Consider the following 21605-nt stretch of genomic DNA (forward strand, 5'->3'; position numbering starts at 1 on the left):
ATGTCAGAGATAGTCGTCAATCTTCCGTTCCAGCGGGAGGAATACGCCCAGCGCCTGGCAAAGGTTCGCGCGGCGATGCAGGTCCAGGGCCTGGAGCTGTTGCTGGTCACCGATCCGTCGAACATGGCCTGGCTCACCGGCTATGACGGTTGGTCGTTCTATGTGCACCAGTGCGTGCTGCTGGCGCTGGACGGCGAGCCGGTGTGGTTCGGGCGTGGCCAGGATGCCAACGGGGCGAAGCGCACGGTGTTCATGCAGGCCGATAACATCGTCGGCTACCCGGACATTTACGTGCAGTCCCGCGAGCGTCATCCCATGGACTACCTGTCCCGCGAGGTGATCATTGCCCGTGGTTGGGGCGCGCTGAGCATCGGCGTGGAAATGGACAACTACTACTTCAGCGCCGCCGCGTACCTGTCGCTGCAAAAGCACCTGCCCGAGGCGAAGCTGGTGGACGCGGTGGGCCTGGTGAACTGGCAGCGTGCGGTCAAGTCGCCGCAGGAAATCGCCTACATGCGCATCGCCGCACGCATCGTCGAGAACATGCACAGCCGGATCCTCGAACGCATCGAGCCGGGCATGCGCAAGAACGAACTGGTGGCTGAGATCTACAGCAGCGGCATCCTCGGTGCCGACGGCCATGGCGGCGATTACCCGGCCATCGTGCCGCTGCTGCCCACCGGTGCCGACGCCAGCGCACCGCACCTGACCTGGGATGATTCGCCGTTCGAAAAAGGCGCTGGCACCTTCTTTGAAATCGCCGGCTGCTACAAGCGTTACCACTGCCCGCTGTCGCGCACCATTTACCTGGGCAAGCCGCCGCAGCATTTCCTCGACGGCGAAAAAGCCGTGGTCGAGGGCATCGCCGCTGGCCTGGACGCGGCCAAGCCGGGCAACACCACCGGCGACATTGCCGTGGCGTTTTTCAAGGTGCTGGAAAAGTTCGGCATCCACAAGGACAGCCGTTGCGGCTACCCCATCGGCATCAGTTATCCGCCGGATTGGGGCGAGCGCACCATGAGCCTGCGCCCCGGCGACAACAGCGTGTTGCAGCCGGGCATGACCTTCCACTTCATGCCGGGGCTGTGGATGGACGATTGGGGCCTGGAAATCACCGAGAGCATCCTGATCACCGAGACCGGCGTCGAGACGCTGTGCAACGTGCCCCGTCAACTGTTCGTGAAGGATTGAGCCATGCGCGAATTGCCCAGCAATCCCATCAGCGCCACGGTCGACTTCAGCCGCGAGGGTGTGCAGCACGGTTTTCTCAAGTTGCCGTATTCGCGGGACGATTCGGCATGGGGCGCGGTAATGATCCCCATCACCGTGATCCAGCGCGGCAGCGGTCCGACCGCGCTGCTCAGCGGTGGCAACCACGGCGACGAATACGAAGGCCCGGTGGCCCTGAGCAAACTGGCCCAGCAGTTGAGCGCCGAAGACGTCAGCGGGCGGATCATCATCGTGCCGTTCATGAACACCCCGGCGTTCCGTGCCGGACGCCGGACTTCGCCCATCGACAAAGGCAACCTGAACCGCAGTTTTCCCGGCAAGCCGGACGGCACCGTCACCGAGAAAATCGCCGACTATTTCAACCGCACCCTGCTGCCGTTGGCTGACCTTGTGCTGGACATTCATTCCGGGGGGCGAACCCTGGATTTCCTGCCATTCGCCGCCTGCCACGTATTGCCGGACAAACAGCAACAGGCGCGTTGCGAGGCCGCGATGCTGGCGTTCAACGCGCCGTATTGCATGCGCATGCTGGAGCTGGATGCCGGGTCGATGTACGACACGGCGGCGGAGTCCCAGGGCAAGGTGTTTGTTACTACCGAGCTGGGCGGCGGCGGTTCGTCCACCGCCCGCAGCGTGGCGATTGCCGAGCGCGGGGTGCGCAACCTGTTGATCCACGCCGGCATCCTGCGGGGTGCGATCGAGTTGCAGCCGTCGGTGATGCTCGACATGCCGGACGCCAGTTGCTTCGTTGCCAGCGAGCATGACGGCTTGTTGGAAATGTGTCGCGACCTCGGCGAAAGCGTGAACCAGGGAGAAGTGGTGGCGCGCATCCACGACGCAACCCGCAGCGGCGTCGCCCCGGTTGAATACCGCGCCGCCCGCAGCGGCCTGCTGGCGGCGCGGCACTTTCCCGGGCTGGTGCAGTGTGGCGATACGCTGGTGGTGATTGCGGATGTGTTGGCTTGATAACAGCCAACCACAAATTCCCTGTGGGAGCGAGCTTGCTCGCGATAGCGGTGTGTCTGAGACGATGATGTTGAATTTGATGGCCTCATCGCGAGCAAGCTCGCTCCCACAGGGATTTGCGGTGACGGTAGATTTACCCTCCCACGGGGGCGGTATGACGTCTGAATTCTCTGGAGAGCCCGGCCCATGCACAAGCTCGATCGCTACGACCTGAAAATCCTGCAGATCCTCGCCGAGGACGGGCGGATCACCAAGTCGAGCCTCGCCGAGGCGATCAACCTTTCAGTGACCCCGGCCTGGGAGCGGGTGCGCAAACTCGAGGCGGCGGGGCTGATCATCGGCTACCGGGCGCAGATCGACTGGGGCGCGGTGTTCAAGCGCCAGCAGGTACTGGTGGAAATCACCCTGGCCCGGCACACCGCCCAGGACATGCGCCGTTTCGAGCAACGCCTGCTCGCCGCGCCCGAAGTGGTGTTCTGCTACGCCACCGGCGGCGGTGTGGATTACCTGGCGATGATCCAGGCGCCGGACGTCGATTCGTATCAGCGTTTCGTCGATCAACTGTTGCTTGAAGACCTCGGCATCGAACGCTACTTCACCTACATCGTCACCAAGACCATCAAGACCGTCGGCGCCTTGCCGGCGGAGCTCACACCGTCATCCTGAACACCGCAGAAAACATTTTCCGGCAGGGTATTTCCAGAAAAAAACCAAGGTCCGGGCCGGTGCAAACAGCCGATAACAAAAGCGCAGCAGCCCTAGCATGGATTCACGCTAACGGTCTGGAGTGAACGTCATGCCTTATCAACACCCGCTGCTGTTCAAAGCGCTTTGCTACATCGATGGCCATTGGGTCCACAGCGACAGCGGCCAGAGCATCGCGGTGCAGAACCCAGCAACCCGCACGGTTATCGGCCATGTGCCGATGCTCGATCAACCTCAGATCGTCGCGGCGGTGGACGCGGCGCATCGCGCGTTCCCCGCATGGCGCGAGCAGAGCCTGGAGATTCGCGGCGCGATGCTGCGGCGCTGGGCGGCGTTGATCAGCGAGCACAGCGAAGACCTCGCGCGAATTCTCAGCCTGGAGCAGGGCAAGCCGCTGGCCGAGTCCCGTGGCGAAATCGCCTATGCCGCAAGTTTCATCCCGTGGTTCGCCGAGGAGGCCCGGCGCCTCTACGGCCAGAACATTCCCAGTCATATCCCGAACGCTCATTTGGGCACGGTCAAGGAACCAGTGGGCGTCTGCGCGCTGCTCACACCCTGGAACTTCCCCTCGGCGATGATCACCCGCAAGGCCGCTGCCGCGCTGGCGGCCGGATGCACCGTGGTGGTCAAGCCGGCCCATGAAACGCCTTACTCGGCGTTGGCCCTGGCGCAACTGGCCGAGGAAGCGGGCTTTCCTGCCGGCGTCTTCAACGTGGTATTGGGCGAGCCGCAGATGACCATGGAGACCCTGGTCAAGGACCGCCGCGTGCGTTCGGTGAGTTTCACCGGCTCGACCCGGGTCGGCAAACTGGTGCTGCAAGCAGCGGCCCATGACGTGAAAAAGGTCGCGCTGGAGCTGGGCGGCAATGCGCCGTTCATTGTCTGCGCCGATGCCGATCTGGCCTTGGCAGTCAAAGTCGCTGTCGAGGCGAAATTCCAGACCTCGGGTCAGGATTGCTGCGCGGCCAACCGGATCCTGGTGCAGCGCCCGGCGTATCAGGCGTTTCTCAGTCGTTTCGCCGCCGCGGTGCGCGCCTTGCGGGTCGGGCCGGCGATGGTTGATCAACAGGAGCAGGCGGTGGATGTCGGGCCGTTGATGCATCAGGCGGCGCTCGATGCGACCGCCGACCGCGTCGCCGATGCGCTGGCCCTTGGCGCCCAACGCCTGGCCGGTGGCGAGGCCCATGCTCTGGGCGGGTTGTTCTACCAACCGACCGTGCTGGCCGACGTCACGCCAAAAATGCGCATCTACCGTGAAGAGAACTTCGCGCCCATCGCCGGGGTGATGCCGTTCGACACCCTGGACGAAGCCATCGAACTGGCCAACGACACCGAATACGGACTGGCCGCGTATATTTGCTCCAATCGCCTGGATGTCATTTATCCACTGATCCGTCGTCTCGACCACGCCATGGTCGCCGTCAACGGCGTCAAGTTCACCGGTCATCCGATTCCCTTCGGCGGCATGAAAGCCTCGGGCCTCGGCCGCGAGGGCGGCACCGAGGGCTTCGAGCCCTTCGTCGAAACCAAATACTTTTGCCTGCACCATCAAGGCCAATTCCCAGGAGAGCCCGCATGAGCCAAGAACTCAACACGTTGTTCGAACAAGACCGTGCGCATTTCATGCACCCCTCGACCCACGCCCACGACCACGCCAGCGGGGCGCTCAAGGGGCGCATCATCAAGAGCGCGTCGGGCATTCGCATACGCGATCACGAGGGGCGTGACTTCATCGACGCTTTCGCCGGGCTCTATTGCGTGAACATTGGTTATGGCCGTACCGAAGTGGCCGATGCCATCTACAAACAGGCCAAGGAACTGGCCTACTACCACACCTATGTCGGTCATTCGAGCGAGGCGATCATCGAACTGTCCAGCCGCATCATGGACTGGGCGCCGACGGGGATGAAGAAGGTCTATTACGGGCTGTCCGGCTCCGATGCCAACGAAACCCAGATCAAACTGGTGCGTTACTACAACAACGTACTCGGCCGGCCGCAGAAGAAAAAAATCATCTCCCGTGATCGTGGCTACCATGGCTCGGGCATCATGACCGGCAGCCTGACCGGGCTGCCGGCGTTCCATCAGCATTTCGACCTGCCGGCCGAAGGGGTCAAGCACACCGTGTGTCCGCACTGGTATCGCAAGGCCCGGGCGGGCATGGACGAAGCAACGTTCGTGCGTTATTGCGCCGATGAACTGGAAAAAATGATCCTCGCCGAGGGCCCGGACACGGTGGCGGCGTTCATCGGCGAACCGGTGATGGGCACTGGTGGCATCATCGTTCCGCCCGCCGGTTATTGGGCTGCGATCCAGGCCGTGCTGAACAGATACGACGTGCTGTTGATCGCCGATGAGGTGGTCTGCGCGTTTGGTCGCCTGGGTTCGAAGATGGGCAGCCAGCGCTATGGCATGCAGCCGGACCTGATCACCACGGCCAAGGGACTGACCAGCGCCTACGCGCCGTTGTCGGCGGTGATCATCGGTGAAAAGGTCTGGAGCGTGATCGAAAAAGCCTCCCAGGCCGAAGGTGCGATGGGCCATGGCTGGACTTACTCCGGACACCCGATCTGCGCGGCGGCGGCCCTGGCCAACCTGGATATCCTCGAAAGGGAAAACCTCATGGCCAACGCCGAAGACGTCGGTGGTTACCTCAACCGGCGTTTACGCGAAACCCTCGAAGGCCATCCGCTGGTGGGCGAAGTGCGCGGTGACGGCATGCTGGCGGCGGTGGAGTTCATGGCCGATCGTGAACAGCGTACGGCGTTCGACCCGGCACTCAAGGTCGGACCCAAGGTCTCGGCCGCCTGCCTGGAACGCGGAATGATCGCCCGCGCCATGCCCCACGGCGACATCCTGGGCTTCGCTCCGCCGCTGATCCTGACCCGCGAAGACGCCGACCTGATCGTCGACATCACCAAAGGGGCCATCGACCAGGTGGCGGAGGAAGTGTTGGCTTGAGCTGAGTACACAATACTTCAGGACACAATACCTGTGGCGAGGGGATTTATCCCCGCTGGGCTGCGCAGCAGCCCTAAAGCAGTGAACTCAATCTTTCTGACACCGAGTTGGCTGGTTTGGGGGCCGCTGCGCAGCCCAACGGGGATAAATCCCCTCGCCACAGAACCAAGTTCACAGCGCGACAGCGCAGCGTCGACGACTCCCTCGCCACAAGGGATCAGACATCGAAGTGAGTGGAATTAGAGCCAATAAAAAGCCCGCCCGATCATGCGATCGGGCGGGCTTTTTGGTGTTGCTGGAAATTACTTCTTCAAACCGTAATGCTCATCCAGCATCCCTGGGGAGTTCGGGGCCTTGGGGGCGTAGTCCCGTGGCGGTTCCTGGATCCCTTTGGGCGGGGTCAGGCGCTCCCGTGGCGTCTGCGCCGTGTCGGCTTGCAGGGCGGCCAGCAGGCGCTGGCGCGTCTGCTCGTCCAGGGCCAGGCGGTTGGCGCCCTCGGACAGATGATCCTGGACTTCCTGGTAGCTCTGGGTGAGCTTTTTCACCAGGGAAGCGGTGCTGTTGAAGTGGGTTACCACTTCATTCTGGTAACTGTCGAAACGTTCCTGGATGTCGTCGAGCTGACGTTGGGTGCTGTTGGGCACCGCGTTAGGCAGCAGTCGGGCAATCAGGAAACCAATGGCGACACCGGCAACCAGGGCAAGAGTCGGCAACAGCCAAACTAAGAGCGAGTGTTCCACGAGTCCTTCCTCTATAAACGGCTTTGCTTTACGTTAACGGCTCGGACCTGCGCTGTATACCGCGAAGAACATCGCAATCATGCCAGGCACAGACTTTTAGCTAGACGAGTCGACCCTATTCGGGGTCACGGAGTTCTTTCCCTTGCTTATGCGCGAAACCCCTGTAGTCATCGATGGCCCGGTCGGCCAACTGGAAGCCTTGTACCTGGACAGCGAAGCGCCCCGTGGCCTGGCGCTGATCTGCCACCCCAACCCGGTACAGGGCGGGACCATGCTCAACAAAGTGGTCTCGACCCTGCAGCGCACCGCCCGCGACGCTGGCCTGGTTACGTTGCGTTTCAATTATCGCGGCGTCGGCGCCAGTGCCGGCAGCCATGACATGGGCACCGGCGAAGTGGACGATGCCCAGGCCGCGGCCGCCTGGTTGCTGGAAAAATACCCGCAGCTGCCCCTGACCCTGTTTGGTTTTTCCTTCGGCGGCTTCGTCGCCGCCACCCTTGGCGGACGCCTGGAAGCCCAAGGCCAGGCGCTCAAGCACCTGTTCATGGTTGCTCCGGCGGTAATGCGCCTGGATGCACAAGCGCCCCTGCCGACCAGTGGCGAATTGACCGTGATCCAGCCGGAAACCGACGAAGTGGTCGATCCCCAACTTGTCTACACATGGTCCGACGCGCTCCAGCGCCCCCATGAGCTGCTGAAAGTGGCAGAATGCGGACACTTTTTTCATGGCAAGCTGACTGATCTCAAGGATCTGCTCCTGCCGCGCCTCTCGAATTGACAGCAGTCTGACAAGCGATAACCCATGACGACTCGTACCCGTATCCTGACCGGCATCACCACCACCGGCACCCCGCACCTGGGCAACTACGCCGGCGCCATCCGTCCGGCGATCCTCGCCAGCCGCGAAAGCAATGCCGATTCGTTCTATTTCCTGGCCGATTACCACGCCCTGATCAAATGTGATGACCCGCTGCGCATCCAGCGCTCGCGCCTGGAAATCGCCGCGACCTGGCTGGCCGGTGGCCTGGATGTGGACCGCGTGACGTTCTATCGCCAGTCCGATATCCCTGAAATCCCGGAACTGACCTGGCTGCTGACGTGCGTCGCCGCCAAGGGCCTGCTCAACCGTGCCCACGCCTACAAGGCGTCGGTGGACAAGAACGTCGAGACCGGCGAAGACCCTGACGCCGGCGTCACCATGGGCCTCTACAGTTACCCGATCCTCATGGCGGCCGACATCCTGATGTTCAACGCCCACAAGGTGCCGGTCGGTCGTGACCAGATCCAGCACGTGGAAATGGCGCGGGACATCGGTCAGCGCTTCAACCACCTGTTCGGCAAGGGCAAGGAGTTCTTCACCATGCCCGAGGCGCTGATCGAGGAAAGCGTCGCCACGCTGCCGGGCCTCGATGGCCGCAAGATGTCCAAGAGCTACGACAACACCATTCCGTTGTTCAGCAGCGCCAAGGACATGAAGGACGCGATCTCGCGGATCGTCACCGACTCGCGCGCGCCGGGCGAAGCCAAGGACCCGGACAACTCGCACCTGTTCACGCTGTTCCAGGCCTTCGCCACTGCCGAGCAGTCCGCCGCGTTCCGTAGCGAACTGCTGCAAGGCCTGGGTTGGGGCGAGGCGAAGAGTCGTCTGTTCCAACTGCTCGACGACCAGTTGGGTGAAGCGCGCGAGCGGTACCACCAGTTGATCGAACGCCCGGCGGACCTTGAAGACATCCTGCAACTGGGCGCGAAAAAAGCCCGGGCCGTAGCAACGCCGTTTCTCAATGAACTGCGCGAGGCAGTTGGCCTGCGGTCCTTCGTCAGCCAGGTGCAAGTGGCAACGCAGACCAAAAAGAAAGCGGCCAAGGCTGCGCGCTTCGTCAGCTTCCGCGACGATGACGGCAGTTTCCGCTTCCGCCTGCTTTCTGCCGATGGCGAGCAGTTGTTGCTTTCGAACAACTTCGCCGACGGCAAGACCGCTGGCCAGGTGACCAAGCAGTTGCAATCCGGCCAGCCCTTGGACGTGCGCAGCGATGAACTGAGTTTCAGCGTCTGGCTCGACGGCGAATGCGTGGCCCACAGCCCGGCCTTTGCCGACCGTAGCGCCCGAGACGCGGCCATCGATGCGTTGCGCGTGGCACTGACGCCTGCCCAGGATTGATTGAAGGCGTTCCCGACCATCGGCCCGAATAAGGGCCGATTGCCATTCCTCTGGGCCATCGCTACAGTGACGGCCCGTTTTTGTTGCCTTGCTAACGAATATGACGCCCCTAGAACGATATCAAGCTGATCTGAAACGCCCGGAATTCTTCCACGACGCAGCCCAGGAAACGGCCGTGCGGCATTTGCAGCGCCTGTACGACGACCTGGTTGCCGCGTCGAACAACAAGCCGGGCTTGTTGGGCAAACTGTTCGGCAAAAAGGACCAGACACCGGTCAAGGGCCTGTACTTCTGGGGTGGCGTCGGCCGTGGCAAGACTTACCTGGTGGACACCTTCTTCGAAGCGTTGCCCTTCAAGGAAAAGACCCGGACGCACTTTCACCGCTTCATGAAGCGCGTGCACGAGGAAATGAAGACCCTGGGTGGCGAAAAGAACCCGCTGACCCTCATCGCCAAGCGCTTCGCCGCCGAGACGCGGGTGATCTGCTTCGATGAGTTTTTCGTTTCCGACATCACCGACGCCATGATCCTTGGCACGCTGATGGAAGAACTGTTCAAGAACGGCGTGACCCTGGTCGCCACCTCGAACATCGTCCCCGACGGCCTTTACAAGGACGGTCTGCAACGGGCGCGCTTCCTGCCGGCGATCAAGCTGATCAAGGAGCACACCGAAATCGTCAATGTCGACAGCGGCGTGGACTATCGCCTGCGTCACCTCGAACAAGCGGAGTTGTTCCATTTCCCGCTGGATGCCGCCGCTGAAGAAAGCCTGCGCAAGAGCTTCCGCGCCCTGACGCCGGAATGCACCCAGGCGGTTGAAAACGATGTATTGATCATCGAGAACCGCGAAATCCGTGCGATCCGCACCTGCGACGACGTGGCCTGGTTCGACTTCCGTGAACTGTGCGACGGCCCCCGCAGCCAGAACGACTACATCGAGCTGGGCAAGATCTTCCATGCCGTGCTGCTCAGCGGCGTCGAGCAGATGAGCGTCACCACCGATGACATCGCCCGCCGTTTCATCAACATGGTCGACGAATTCTACGACCGCAACGTGAAGCTGATCATCTCGGCTGAAGTCGAGCTCAAGGACCTCTATACCGGCGGTCGCCTGAACTTCGAATTCCAGCGGACCCTCAGTCGCCTGTTGGAGATGCAATCCCACGAATTCCTGTCGCGGGCGCATAAACCGTAATACAACTGCAGCACAAACCCGTGGCGAGGGAGCTTGCTCCCGCTGGGCTGCGCAGCAGCCCCCGCCGATCCGTCTAGGCAACCCTCAATACTGCAAAAGCCTCAGATAGCGAGCCAGGTCATCTTGTCGCTGGCAACCGAGCAGCAGCCACAAGAGAATCCTCGATTTTCGTGGGCAGACAAAACCAGCCATCGAAGCACCTCTTTTAACCAGATCCATCTCGCCGCCCTTGAAGCCGTAAGTCGAGCGAGCCGTTGAGCCGCAATCGCAGCGAGTCGCAACAATGACCGGGATTTTTCTGGCAATGGCGTCAATTTTTCCAGCCCAGGTTTCAGAAACGTGCCCTGCGCCGAAACCGGCGATCACCAGCCCGTCGTAACCCAGCGCGAGAACGTTCTCCAGCAACAGGCTGTCGGCAGACAGCGACGCTTGTAATAACGCAACCTTGTGCGTCGAGCGCTGTGGCAACGGCAAGGTGTGACGTTGGCGTGGTGGATGGAAATAGTGAACGTCACCCTCCAGTAACAGGCCTGCCGGGCCTACGACGGGCGAAGAAAAAGCCTGCAGTGCCATCGAATCGGTTTTGCGAACCGCCTGCGCCGAATGAATCTGCCCGTTCATGACCACCTGAACACCTCGTCGCCAACTGCTCTCGGCCAGGCCCACCTGGCAGGCATCCAGCAGATTGCCCGGTCCGTCGGCGCCTGTCTGGGCTGCGGAACGCATCGCTCCAGTAAGCACCAGAGGTTCGTCGTGGTCCCACAGGAGATCGAAAAATGCGGCGGATTCCTCCAGCGTGTCGGTGCCCTGAGTGAGGACAACCGCCACCGCACCTAGCTCGATCTGAGTGTTCGCCCAGCGCAGGACACTCAATAAATGCTCGAAACTCAATGAGGCGCTGGGCAACAGTTGGAGCGTTTCGACGGTGACGCGGGCCAGGGCTCTCAATTCGGGTACCGAAGCCAGCAGGGTTGCGCCGCTGACGGTCGGGACCACTCCTTCTCCGAAGACCCGGGCCTGCATGCTCACGGTGCCGCCGAGTGAAGCGATGCTCAGGTTGGGCAAGTCCATGTGATACCTCGCGTGCTTGCAAAAAATGGCTGCAACCGCCTACCGGTCGAGATGCAGCCGTGGAAGGGGGCGGCTCAGTTGGTTATCAGGCGTCCGATAAGCGGAATGATGAGCAAGGTACTGATGGCCATGGACAGGACATTCGCAATAAATCCGTGCATGTCGGTGGGTAGCCTTTTGGCAATCGCACACGCCAGTGGCGGCGCCACAAGTGCACCTAGCAAGGCGCTGGAGACAATCACCGGCCAACTGCCGCCGTAGGTCAGAACCGCGGCAGGCACGACCGATACCAGCGGGATATAGGTGGGATACCAGCCTCGCAACCTCCACTGTCGACGCCAGATCATCACGCCCAAGGCCGAGGTCAGCGCTTGCGCACCGATCAGTTGCGGCAGCAAGCCCGAGCCGTAGACCGGGCTCATCGGGTTCAAGGCATAGGCCAGCAAGGCGCCCGATATGAGCCCAAGGCTGGCCCACTCATTGCCGAAGAACGGCGCTTCGGAGAAATCCGCCAAGACTCGGCGCAGGCTCCAGACGACACCGTAGTCGGGTGCACGGCTGGGCGTGGGCCTTGATGGCGTTTCGGATGGTTTCATTGAGGCCTGCGAGCTCACCAGGCTTGGCACATAACGACAGAGCAGGAATGCCATGACGCTGGCGACAGCCATCCCCGAGACGTTGCCGATCACTGCCGGCAAACCCAGTGGATTGCAGACGTAATTGACCAGCAACAAGCACGCCGGGGTGACCAGCAATGCACCCATGACTGCGCCATTGATCGCCACTTTCCAGCCACCGCCAAACATCAGCACCATCGCCGCCGGCAATGAAACGAATGCGGCAAAGGTCGGTTGCCAGGCGGTGGCCGTAACGGTCCAGCCCCATAACAGGTTGCTGAGCAGGAGCCCAAGCAGTGAGCTGGCGACGACCCACGGCCACAGGCCGCTGCCGTAGCAGATGGGAAAGCCTTGCCAGGCCTTTCCCGTTTCATTGGCCCGGTATGCCAGGTATGCCCCCGCCAGCAGTCCGATGGAAGCAAATTCATGCTTATAAAAGGCGACTTCGCTGATGTCTCCCACCACCCAGCGTAGCCATGAGGTTGGCTGTGGCAAATTCGACACCATGTGGCCGTAGTCGGGCCAGGAGGCGAGGCTCATGAAAGAAAGCCAGAAGACCAGCGACAGCGCGCCGAGCACCAACAGGATCACTGCAAGATCCAGCGATGAACGAGCGGTATGCCGGCGTTGGCGTTTTTCGTTTGTGGATTCCATTGCATAAGCCCCCTCAGCGCGGCAGGAGAGGGTGCTGGGTATAACCAAGCATCGGATCGTAGAGATCCGAACGCCGATCACGGTGCAGGTCGTTCAGGTTGTTCCAGATGGCGGCGCTACGGGAACTGGTCAGGTCGATGTCGGCGAACAGCACTTCCTGCTGGTCGGCGGAGGCCACCGCGCCAATCGGCCAACCGTTAGTACCCGCGATCAGCGAGCAGCCAAGATAGCGGGCACCGCGTTCTTCGCCGATGCGGCTTGCCGCTGCAATGAACACGTTATTGACGTGTGCCGCCGTCATGGTCAGATATGACGCCATGCACTTGCCTGCGTCATCAAACAGCGGTGGGGGCGTCCAGACCCAGTTATTCAGGCTGCAGATGATGTCCGCGCCTTGCTGGGTCAGGATTCGCGGCACTTCCGGAAACCAGATGTCCCAGCAGATCAGCATTCCGATGCGGCCTATCGGGGTTTCGAACACTGGAAAACCCAGGTCCCCTGGTGTGAACCAGAGTTTCTCCAGGTTCCACAAATGGGCTTTTCGGTACTTGCCAATAAAACCGTCTGGCCCCAACAGAACACCGGTGTTGAAAAGCCGCATGCCCTCGCGCTCTGTCAAGCCGGCCACCAGGTAAATCTTGTGCTGGCGGGCGAAGTCCTTCCAGGCCTGCACGCTCGGCCCGTTAGGGACCAATTCGGAGTGTTCGAACGCATCCTGTCGGTTGCTGAAAAAATAACCGGTATTTGACAGCTCGGGCAGAACGATGAGATTCGCTCCGCCGTTTACCGCCTCCAACGCCAGCGCAAGGCTGTGATGCAGGTTCTGCTCATGATTCCTTACGCCGACCTGAGGGTCGAATTGCACAACCGCTACGCGGACAGGACTGGTTGGCTCGCTCATTCAAGAAACCTCTTTTTATTTTTATTCACGCTGTTTAATGGCGTGTTTATAAGAGGCGAAACGGGCGTGGAGCGTAAGTCAGCCGTTTCCGTGTGGTTTGTAGGGCATCTCCCAAGATGAATGAGCGGAAATCAAAAGTAGGAGCGAGCCTGCTCGCGAAGAGGCGAGCCTGTTCAGCAACCCTGCAAGCTGACACACCGCCTTCGCGAGCAGGCTCGCTCCCACAATGGAATTTGCGTTCAGCGACGTGCTCACGCCGCCTGCTGGAATTGCTGCCGGTACTGGTTCGGTGACAGGTCGGTGTGCTGCCGGAACAGTCGTGCGAAAAAGCTCGCGTCGTCGTAGCCGACTTCATAGCTGATCGTCTTGATGCTCTTGCGGCTCCCGGACAGCAGGCCCTTGGCGGTTTCTATCCGCAGGCGTTGCAGGTAGTGCAAGGGCTTGTCGCCGGTGGCGGTCTGGAAGCGGCGCATGAAATTGCGGATGCTCATGCCGTGCTCCCGGGCGACGTCCTCGAAGCGGAACTTGTCGGCGAAATGCTCCTCCAGCCATTGCTGGATCTGCAGGATGATCACGTCCTGATGCAGTTTCTGCCCGCCAAAGCCGATGCGTCCCGGCGAATAGTTGCGTTGCACTTCATACAGGATGTCCCGCGCCACGGCCTGGGCGACGTTGGCGCCGCAGAAGCGTTCGATCAAGTAGATGTAAAGGTCGCAGGCCGACGTGGTGCCGCCGGCGCAGAACAGATTGTCGGCGTCGGTCAGGTGCTTGTCCTGGTTCAGGTGCACCTGAGGGAAACGCTCCTTGAAGGCATTGAAGAAGCGCCAGTAGGTGGTGGCTTCCTTGCCGTCGAGCAGCCCGGCCTCGGCCAGCCAGAATACTCCGGTGGCTTCGCCGCAGAGCACCGCACCGCGAGCGTGTTGTTCGCGCAGCCAGGGCAGGACCTGGGGATAATGTTGGCAGAGCGTGGCAAAGTCATCCCAGAACGCCGGCAGGATGATCACATCGGTATTTTCGAGGCCACCGTCCACCGGCATGAGCACATCGCTGAAGCTGTTGACTGGCTTGCCGTCAGGGCTGACCAGCCGGGTTTCGAACGCTGGGGTCAGGCCGTGGCCAAGCTGTTTGCCGTAGCGCAGGCTGGCCAGGTGGAAAAAATCCTTGGCCTGCATGAGGGTGGAAGCGAAAACCCGGTCGACTGCCAGGATGCTGACGCGCCGCAAGGGCGTGGAGGCGTGCATGGACATAACTCATCTTTATTTTTATAGGGGAAAGTGGTCACCAGACGGCTGGATCGTCTTATTTTTTGTCGGATGTGTCCAGTGTCCTCTCATACGCCGCAGGCTTAGGCTCTGTCGGATAACCACACCCAACAATAACCAAAGGTGCGCCATGATCCCCAGAACCCTGTTCAGTCCCGAGCACGAGTTGTTTCGCGACACCGTACGAACCTTCCTTGAAAAAGAAGCCGTGCCGTACCACAGCCAGTGGGAAAAACAGGGGCACATCGATCGCCAACTCTGGAACAAGGCTGGGGAGGCGGGGATGTTGTGCTCGCATCTGCCGGAGGCCTACGGCGGGCTGGAAGCGGATTTTCTCTACAGCACGGTGGTGATCGAGGAAATCGGCCGCCTGGGGCTGACCGGGATCGGTTTCTCGTTGCATTCCGATATCGTTGCGCCTTACATCCTGCATTACGGCAGCGAAGCGTTGAAGCATAAATACCTGCCGAAACTGGTGTCCGGCGAAATGGTCACGGCCATCGCCATGACCGAGCCGGGCGCCGGTTCCGACCTGCAAGGCGTGAAGACCACAGCAGTGCTCGACGGCGATGAATACGTGATCAACGGCTCCAAGACGTTCATTACCAATGGCTTCCTGGCCGACCTGGTTATTGTCGTCGCCAAGACCGACCCGAAGGCGGGGGCCAAAGGTACCAGCCTGTTCCTGGTGGAGGCGGGCACGCCGGGCTTTGAAAAAGGCAAGCGCCTGGAGAAAGTCGGAATGAAGGCCCAGGACACGTCGGAGCTGTTCTTCCAGGATGTCCGCGTGCCGAAGGAAAATCTGCTGGGCCAGGCCGGAATGGGCTTCGCCTACCTGATGCAGGAACTGCCTCAGGAGCGCCTGACCGTCGCCATCGGTGGCCTGGCCTCGGCCGAAGCGGCGCTGCAATGGACGCTGGATTACACCCGTGACCGCAAGGCGTTCGGCAAATCCATCGCGGATTTCCAGAACACCCGCTTCAAACTGGCTGAAATGGCCACCGAGATCCAGATCGGCCGGGTCTTTGTCGACCGCTGCCTGGAGCTTCATCTGCAGGGCAAGCTCGATGTACCGACGGCGGCGATGGCCAAGTACTGGGGCACCGACCTGCAATGCAAGGTGCTCGACGAATGCGTGCAGCTGCATGGCGGCTACGGTTTCATGTGGGAATATCCGGTCGCCCGGGCGTGGGCTGATGCGCGGGTGCAGCGGATCTATGCGGGGACCAACGAAATCATGAAGGAGATTATTGCGCGGTCGCTTTGATGCATTAGGACAGTTAGACCGCTATCGCGAGCAAGCTCGCTCCCACAGGGTTTGTGTCTGATCATTATTTTGTGATCGACAAAGAACCCTTGTGGGAGCGAGCTTGCTCGCGATGGGGCCTATGGATCAAGGCGCCGGATTCGGCTGGTCCTTGTGAATCGCCTCGATTCCCGCCAGCACTTCATCCGACAGCTTGAGGTCGAAGCTGGCGATGTTGCTGTCCAGTTGCTCCAGCGTGGTGGCGCCGATGATGTTGCTGGTCACGAACGGCTGCTGGGTAACAAATGCCAGGGCCATCTGCGCCGGGTCCAGGCCGTGTTCGCGGGCCAGTGCCACATAGCGGCTGCAGGCGGCTTCCGATTGCGGGTTGAAGTAACGCATGAAGCGGCTGTACAGCGTCAGGCGGCCCTTGGCGGGCCGTGCGCCGTTTTCGTATTTGCCCGACAGGAAACCGAACGCCAGGGGCGAATAGGCCAGCAGGCCGCATTGCTCGCGAATGGCGATTTCCGCCAAGCCGATTTCGAAGCTGCGATTGAGCAGGTTGTACGGGTTTTGAATCGACACCGCGCGAGGCCAACCGCGGGCTTCGGCCAGGGCGAGGAATTTCATGGTGCCCCACGGCGTCTCGTTGGACAGGCCTATATGGCGGATCTTGCCGGCGCGGACCTGTTCGTCCAGAGCTTCGAGGGTTTCCTCCAGAGGAGTGAAATCCTCGTCGGCCTTGTGCGTGTAGCCCAATTGGCCAAAGAAATTGGTGCTGCGCTCCGGCCAGTGCAGTTGGTACAGGTCGATCCAGTCGGTCTGCAGGCGCTTGAGGCTGGCGTCCAGCGCTTCGACGATGTGGCGGCGGTTGTGCTTGAGATTCTTGTCGCGGATATAGTCGATGGTATTGCCCGGGCCGGCGATCTTGCTGGCCAGGATCCAGTCGGCGCGGTCGCCACGGCTCTTGAAATAGTTGCCGATATAACGCTCGGTGGTGGCGTAGGTCTCGGCCTTCGGCGGCACGGGGTACATCTCGGCGGTGTCGAGGAAATTGATCCCGGCACCCTTGGCGCGTTCAATCTGGGCGAACGCCTCTGCCTCGCTGTTCTGCTCGCCCCAGGTCATGGTTCCGAGACACAAGGCGCTGACATTCAGATCGGTACGGCCTAGCTTGCGATAGTCCATCAGGGACTCCTTGGGCAAAACAATCATAAAAGCAGGTTGAAATATTTTTCGCAATCTGCATAATTGCGCACCTCTTTCTGCAGTGGAAGTGATGCGCCGCCGCCGAAGAATCTTGCCGTTGAACGGACGCGCCGACCCGAGCCCCCGAAAGCGTCTGTATCCGGCTGCCTTTGACTTGTCAAAGTACGCACTATTCAGTAAGATCCGCCGTCTAATTTACAGGGCGGCCCCTGAGGCTATAAAGAATGAAAACTTTTACTGCTAAACCGGAAACAGTAAAGCGCGACTGGTTTGTCGTCGACGCTGCTGGTCAGACCCTGGGTCGTCTGGCCACCGAAATCGCGAGCCGTCTGCGTGGCAAGCACAAGCCTGAGTACACCCCTCACGTTGACACCGGTGACTACATCGTCGTGATCAATGCCGAGCAAGTACGTGTTACTGGCGCTAAAACCACTGACAAAATGTACTACTCCCACTCCGGTTTTCCTGGCGGCATCAAGTCGATCAACTTCGAAAAGCTGATCGCCAAAGCCCCTGAGCGCGTGATCGAGACCGCGGTTAAAGGCATGCTGCCTAAAAACCCACTGGGTCGCGACATGTATCGTAAGCTGAAGGTTTATGCGGGCGCTGCTCACCCTCATACTGCTCAGCAGCCCCAAGAACTGAAGTTTTAACGGAATAGTTCATTATGTCGGCGACTCAAAATTACGGCACTGGCCGTCGCAAGACTGCAACCGCACGCGTTTTCCTGCGTCCGGGTACTGGCAACATCTCCATCAACAACCGCTCCCTGGATAACTTCTTCGGCCGCGAAACTGCCCGCATGGTAGTTCGTCAGCCGCTGGAACTGACCGAGACCGTCGAGAAGTTCGACATCTACGTCACCGTTATCGGTGGTGGTGTAAGTGGCCAGGCTGGCGCAATCCGCCACGGCATCACTCGCGCCCTGATGGATTACGACGAAACTCTGCGCAGCGCCCTGCGTAAAGCTGGCTTCGTAACTCGCGATGCTCGCGAAGTAGAACGTAAGAAAGTCGGTCTGCGTAAAGCGCGTAAGCGTCCGCAGTACTCGAAGCGTTAATTTCGCTTCCGCGTTCAAAAGGCGCCCAGTTCCTCACGGAGCTGGGCGTTTTTTTTATGCGCGAAATAATTGCTCTGTGACAACTTGCCACATTCGTAGAGCCCCTATACTACAAGGCCTGGCGGTTTCGCCGCTGGGTAATTACCTTGTCAGAATTGGGGGTTTTCATTACCATTCGGCAAAATTTTTATAAGTTCAGATTTTTACTTAGTAGACGCCTGATTTAACAGGCCACAAAGCTGATGGGAGAGGACTGAATGAGCAATGACGGCGTGAATGCAGGCCGGCGTCGCTTCCTGGTAGCAGCCACATCCGTGGTGGGTGCTGCAGGAGCGGTGGGGGCTGCGGTCCCGTTCGTGGGGTCATGGTTTCCCAGTGCCAAGGCGAAAGCCGCAGGCGCACCGGTGAAAGTGAATGTCAGCAAGATCGAGCCAGGCCAGCAGATGATTGCTGAGTGGCGCGGCCAGCCGGTATTCATCGTCCGCCGTACAGAGGAGATCCTGGGGAATCTGAAAAAGATCGAGGGCCAGCTGTCCGATCCCTCTTCCAAGAACTCGGTCCAACCGGAGTACGTCAACCCTGAAACCCGTTCGATCAAGCCGGAAGTGCTGCTGCTGATCGGGATCTGCACTCACCTGGGTTGCTCGCCAACGTTCCGTCCCGAAGTGGCGCCTGCCGACCTGGGCAAAGACTGGGTCGGTGGTTATTTCTGCCCATGCCACGGCTCCCACTATGACCTGGCCGGTCGCGTCTACAAATCGCAGCCTGCACCTCTGAACCTGCCAGTTCCCCCGCATTCCTATGAGTCGGACGACATCATTGTCGTTGGCGTCGATACGGAGAAAGCGTGATGAGCAAATTAATGGACTGGTTTGATGCGCGCTTTCCCGCGACCAAAATGTGGGAAGACCATCTCAGCAAGTATTACGCGCCGAAGAATTTCAACTTCTTCTACTTTTTTGGCTCCCTGGCCTTGCTCGTCCTGGTCAACCAGATCGTTACCGGTGTCTGGCTGACCATGAGCTACACCCCGTCGGCGGAGGAAGCGTTTGCCTCCGTCGAGTACATCATGCGTGATGTCGAGTACGGCTCGATTCTGCGTCTGCTGCACTCCACCGGCGCCTCGGCGTTTTTCATCGTGGTCTATCTGCACATGTTCCGTGGCCTGCTCTACGGTTCGTACCAGAAGCCGCGTGAGCTGGTGTGGGTGTTCGGCATGCTGATCTACCTGGCGCTGATGGCCGAAGCCTTCATGGGTTATCTGCTGCCGTGGGGCCAGATGTCCTACTGGGGCGCCCAGGTGATCATCTCGCTGTTCGGTGCTATCCCGGTCATCGGCGATGACCTGACCCAGTGGATCCGCGGTGACTACCTGATCTCGGGCATTACCCTGAACCGCTTCTTCGCCTTGCACGTCGTGGCCTTGCCGATCGTGATCCTCGGCCTGGTGGTGCTGCACATCCTGGCGTTGCACGAAGTCGGTTCGAACAACCCCGATGGCGTGGACATCAAGAAACACAAGGACGAGAACGGCGTGCCGCTGGATGGCATCGCCTTCCACCCGTACTACACCGTGAAAGACATCGTCGGCGTGGTGGTCTTCCTGTTCATCTTCTGTTCGATCGTGTTCTTCTTCCCGGAAATGGGCGGCTACTTCCTCGAGAAGCCGAACTTCGAACAGGCCAACGCCTTCAAGACCCCTGAGCATATTGCCCCTGTCTGGTACTTCACCCCGTTCTACGCGATCCTGCGGGCGGTTCCCGACAAGCTGCTGGGCGTAATTGCCATGGGCGCCGCGATTGCCGTGCTGTTCGTCCTGCCCTGGCTGGACCGCAGCCCCGTCAAGTCGATGCGCTACAAGGGCTGGCTGAGCAAGATCTGGCTCTGGGTGTTCTGCATCTCGTTCGTGATCCTCGGCGTGCTGGGTGTGCTGGCACCGACACCGGGCCGGACGCTGCTGTCGCAGGTCTGCACCTTCCTGTACTTCGCCTACTTCATTCTGATGCCGTTCTACACCAGGCTCGAGAAGACCAAACCGGTTCCGGAAAGGGTGGCTGGCTGATGAAAAAGCTATTTTCTGTACTGATTCTTGCTGCTTTGCCTGTTCTGTCCTTTGCGTCCACATCGAGTGGTCCGGAGCTGGAAAAAGTCGACATCGACGTTTCCGACAAAGCGGCCATGCAGGACGGCGCCCGTACTTTCGCCAACTATTGCATGGGCTGCCACAGCGCCAAGTTCCAGCGCTACGAGCGCGTGGCCGATGACCTGGGTATTCCCCATGAGTTGATGCTTGAAAAGCTGGTGTTCACCGGCGCCAAGCTGGGCGACCACATGAACATCGGCATGCAGCCGGCGGATGCCAAGACCTGGTTCGGCGCGGCGCCGCCCGACCTGACCCTGGTGGCGCGCGTGCGTGGTACCGACTGGCTCTATGGCTATCTGCGTTCGTTCTATGAAGACCCGGCGCGCCCTTGGGGCGTGAACAACAAGGTCTTCCCGAACGTCGGCATGCCGAACGTTCTGGTCGGCCTGCAGGGTCGTCAGGTGATAGGCTGCAAGCAGGTTCAGATCGTCGAGGACGGCAAGAAGCAATATGATCCGCTGACCGGCACCGCTTTGACCCATGAAGCCTGCGACCAGCTGACCATCGTGCCGAACTCCGGCAGCCTGACCCCGGAGCAGTTCGACGAGAAGGTCAAGAACCTGGTGACCTTCCTGGCCTACTCGGCCAACCCGGTGAAGCTGGAACATCAGCGCATCGGTACGTATGTATTGCTGTACCTGGCGTTCTTCTTCGTATTCGCTTATCTGCTCAAGCGTGAATACTGGAAAGACGTGCATTGATAAAGCTGTAAGCCGTTGCTGTTAATCGTGCGCGCCCAAGGGCGTCTCTGAAGGTGTAACGAGCCTGGTCGGCCAGGTGGTTACGGGAGACGCCCTCTGGGCGCGCTCGTTTTTCCGTTTTTCGATAATTTCAACAAGCGAGGAGGATCGCCATGGGCGTGACCAATCGGTTGGCCTGTTACTCCGACCCCGCCGACCACTATTCCCACCGGGTACGTATCGTACTGGCCGAGAAGGGTGTCAGCGCCGAGATCATTTACGTCGAAGCGGGCCGTCAGCCGCCGAAGCTGATCGAGGTGAACCCTTACGGCAGCCTGCCCACGCTGGTCGATCGTGACCTGGCACTGTGGGAGTCGACCGTGGTGATGGAGTACCTGGATGAGCGTTATCCGCATCCGCCGTTGCTGCCGGTGTACCCGGTCGCGCGTGCCAACAGTCGTTTGCTGATCCATCGCATCCAGCGTGACTGGTGCGGGTTGGTGGACCTGATCCTGGATTCCAGGACCAAGGAGCCGGCGCGTGTCGTGGCGCGCAAGGAATTGCGCGAAAGCCTGACAGGCGTGTCGCCGCTGTTTGTCGACAAGCCGTTTTTCCTCAGTGAGGAACAAAGTCTGGTGGATTGCTGCCTATTGCCCATACTCTGGCGTTTGCCGATCCTGGGTATCGAACTGCCACGGCCCGCCAAGCCGTTGCTTGATTATATGGAGCGCCAATTTGCGCGTGAGGCTTTCCAGGCGAGTCTGTCTGGTGTCGAACGTGACATGCGCTAAGGCTTAGGGAGCCGCT

21 protein-coding genes are annotated in these 21605 nt (G+C 60.3%); 15 read left to right on the forward strand and 6 right to left on the reverse strand.

Annotated features, from left to right (window positions below):
• The 5 genes from doeA (at position 1) to J3P86_RS04625 (ending at position 5862) form a co-directional block, all read left to right on the forward strand.
• Positions 1-1191, forward strand: a complete 1191-nt coding sequence (gene doeA, locus J3P86_RS04605) for an ectoine hydrolase DoeA (RefSeq protein ID WP_434625978.1) — start codon at positions 1-3, stop codon at positions 1189-1191.
• 3 nt (positions 1192-1194) lie between these two features.
• Positions 1195-2196 carry a N(2)-acetyl-L-2,4-diaminobutanoate deacetylase DoeB gene (doeB, locus tag J3P86_RS04610; RefSeq protein ID WP_434699537.1) on the forward strand — a complete coding sequence of 334 codons (1002 nt, stop codon included), beginning with the start codon at positions 1195-1197 and terminating at the stop codon, positions 2194-2196.
• Positions 2197-2382: 186 nt separating this feature from the next.
• Positions 2383-2862: an Lrp/AsnC family transcriptional regulator gene (locus tag J3P86_RS04615; RefSeq protein ID WP_305496671.1), complete on the forward strand. Its 480-nt coding sequence runs from the start codon at positions 2383-2385 to the stop codon at positions 2860-2862.
• Positions 2863-2992: 130 nt separating this feature from the next.
• Positions 2993-4480: an NAD-dependent succinate-semialdehyde dehydrogenase gene (locus J3P86_RS04620; protein WP_434699538.1), complete on the forward strand. Its 1488-nt coding sequence runs from the start codon at positions 2993-2995 to the stop codon at positions 4478-4480.
• The gene (locus J3P86_RS04625) at positions 4477-5862 is read left to right on the forward strand and encodes an aspartate aminotransferase family protein (protein ID WP_434699540.1); all 1386 of its coding nucleotides are present in this window, start codon (positions 4477-4479) and stop codon (positions 5860-5862) included. The genes J3P86_RS04620 and J3P86_RS04625 overlap by 4 nt, the downstream gene beginning before the upstream one ends.
• A 302-nt stretch (positions 5863-6164) precedes the next feature.
• Here the strand turns inward: J3P86_RS04625 and J3P86_RS04630 are convergent, their stop codons facing one another.
• Positions 6165-6602 (reverse strand): YhcB family protein, encoded by a 438-nt coding sequence (locus tag J3P86_RS04630; protein WP_305496666.1) that lies wholly within the window; start codon positions 6600-6602, stop codon positions 6165-6167.
• A gap of 148 nt (positions 6603-6750) precedes the next feature.
• On the opposite strand from J3P86_RS04630, the gene J3P86_RS04635 reads away from it, so the two are divergent.
• From J3P86_RS04635 to zapE, 3 genes are all read left to right on the forward strand, one after another.
• The gene (locus J3P86_RS04635; protein WP_305501353.1) at positions 6751-7380 is read left to right on the forward strand and encodes an alpha/beta hydrolase; all 630 of its coding nucleotides are present in this window, start codon (positions 6751-6753) and stop codon (positions 7378-7380) included.
• Between the two features lie 24 nt (positions 7381-7404).
• Positions 7405-8760 carry a tryptophan--tRNA ligase gene (locus J3P86_RS04640; protein ID WP_434699542.1) on the forward strand — a complete coding sequence of 452 codons (1356 nt, stop codon included), beginning with the start codon at positions 7405-7407 and terminating at the stop codon, positions 8758-8760.
• A 100-nt stretch (positions 8761-8860) separates the two neighbouring features.
• Positions 8861-9955 (forward strand): cell division protein ZapE, encoded by a 1095-nt coding sequence (gene zapE / locus J3P86_RS04645; RefSeq protein WP_305496664.1) that lies wholly within the window; start codon positions 8861-8863, stop codon positions 9953-9955.
• A gap of 84 nt (positions 9956-10039) precedes the next feature.
• Here zapE and J3P86_RS04650 read toward each other — a convergent pair whose 3' ends face one another.
• The 4 genes from J3P86_RS04650 to J3P86_RS04665 all read right to left on the reverse strand — a co-directional run bounded on the left by J3P86_RS04650 (position 10040) and on the right by J3P86_RS04665 (position 14346).
• Positions 10040-11026: an asparaginase gene (locus J3P86_RS04650; protein WP_434699544.1), complete on the reverse strand. Its 987-nt coding sequence runs from the start codon at positions 11024-11026 to the stop codon at positions 10040-10042.
• Positions 11027-11100: 74 nt separating this feature from the next.
• Positions 11101-12297 (reverse strand): hypothetical protein, encoded by a 1197-nt coding sequence (locus J3P86_RS04655; RefSeq protein WP_434699546.1) that lies wholly within the window; start codon positions 12295-12297, stop codon positions 11101-11103.
• 13 nt (positions 12298-12310) lie between these two features.
• Positions 12311-13198 (reverse strand): nitrilase family protein, encoded by an 888-nt coding sequence (locus tag J3P86_RS04660; protein ID WP_305496660.1) that lies wholly within the window; start codon positions 13196-13198, stop codon positions 12311-12313.
• A gap of 251 nt (positions 13199-13449) precedes the next feature.
• On the reverse strand, positions 13450-14346 hold the full coding sequence (locus tag J3P86_RS04665) for a GlxA family transcriptional regulator (RefSeq protein WP_434631484.1): 897 nt from the start codon (positions 14344-14346) through the stop codon (positions 13450-13452).
• Between the two features lie 244 nt (positions 14347-14590).
• On the opposite strand from J3P86_RS04665, the gene J3P86_RS04670 reads away from it, so the two are divergent.
• A complete protein-coding gene (locus J3P86_RS04670) occupies positions 14591-15727 on the forward strand; it encodes an acyl-CoA dehydrogenase family protein (RefSeq protein WP_434625962.1) in 1137 nt (378 codons plus the stop codon).
• Positions 15728-15853: 126 nt separating this feature from the next.
• On the opposite strand, the gene J3P86_RS04675 is transcribed toward J3P86_RS04670, so the two are convergent.
• Positions 15854-16894, reverse strand: coding sequence for an NADP(H)-dependent aldo-keto reductase (locus J3P86_RS04675; RefSeq protein ID WP_198796609.1), 1041 nt, complete (start codon positions 16892-16894; stop codon positions 15854-15856).
• Between the two features lie 245 nt (positions 16895-17139).
• On the opposite strand from J3P86_RS04675, the gene rplM reads away from it, so the two are divergent.
• The 6 genes from rplM to J3P86_RS04705 all read left to right on the forward strand — a co-directional run bounded on the left by rplM (position 17140) and on the right by J3P86_RS04705 (position 21589).
• Positions 17140-17568: a 50S ribosomal protein L13 gene (gene rplM, locus J3P86_RS04680; protein ID WP_003205365.1), complete on the forward strand. Its 429-nt coding sequence runs from the start codon at positions 17140-17142 to the stop codon at positions 17566-17568.
• 14 nt (positions 17569-17582) lie between these two features.
• Positions 17583-17975, forward strand: coding sequence for a 30S ribosomal protein S9 (gene rpsI, locus J3P86_RS04685; RefSeq protein WP_003228056.1), 393 nt, complete (start codon positions 17583-17585; stop codon positions 17973-17975).
• A 257-nt stretch (positions 17976-18232) separates the two neighbouring features.
• Positions 18233-18826 carry a ubiquinol-cytochrome c reductase iron-sulfur subunit gene (petA, locus tag J3P86_RS04690; protein ID WP_305496657.1) on the forward strand — a complete coding sequence of 198 codons (594 nt, stop codon included), beginning with the start codon at positions 18233-18235 and terminating at the stop codon, positions 18824-18826.
• Complete coding sequence (locus tag J3P86_RS04695; RefSeq protein ID WP_434625960.1) at positions 18826-20037, forward strand: cytochrome b; 1212 nt, start codon at positions 18826-18828, stop codon at positions 20035-20037. The genes petA and J3P86_RS04695 overlap by 1 nt, the downstream gene beginning before the upstream one ends.
• Positions 20037-20819, forward strand: coding sequence for a cytochrome c1 (locus J3P86_RS04700; RefSeq protein WP_305496653.1), 783 nt, complete (start codon positions 20037-20039; stop codon positions 20817-20819). Before J3P86_RS04695 ends, J3P86_RS04700 begins: the two co-directional genes overlap by 1 nt.
• A gap of 152 nt (positions 20820-20971) precedes the next feature.
• Positions 20972-21589, forward strand: coding sequence for a glutathione S-transferase N-terminal domain-containing protein (locus tag J3P86_RS04705; protein ID WP_003178195.1), 618 nt, complete (start codon positions 20972-20974; stop codon positions 21587-21589).
• The last annotated feature ends 16 nt before the right edge of the window (positions 21590-21605 follow it).

It is taken from the genome of Pseudomonas sp. D1-1, from assembly GCF_051132225.1.
Classification (GTDB): domain Bacteria; phylum Pseudomonadota; class Gammaproteobacteria; order Pseudomonadales; family Pseudomonadaceae; genus Aquipseudomonas.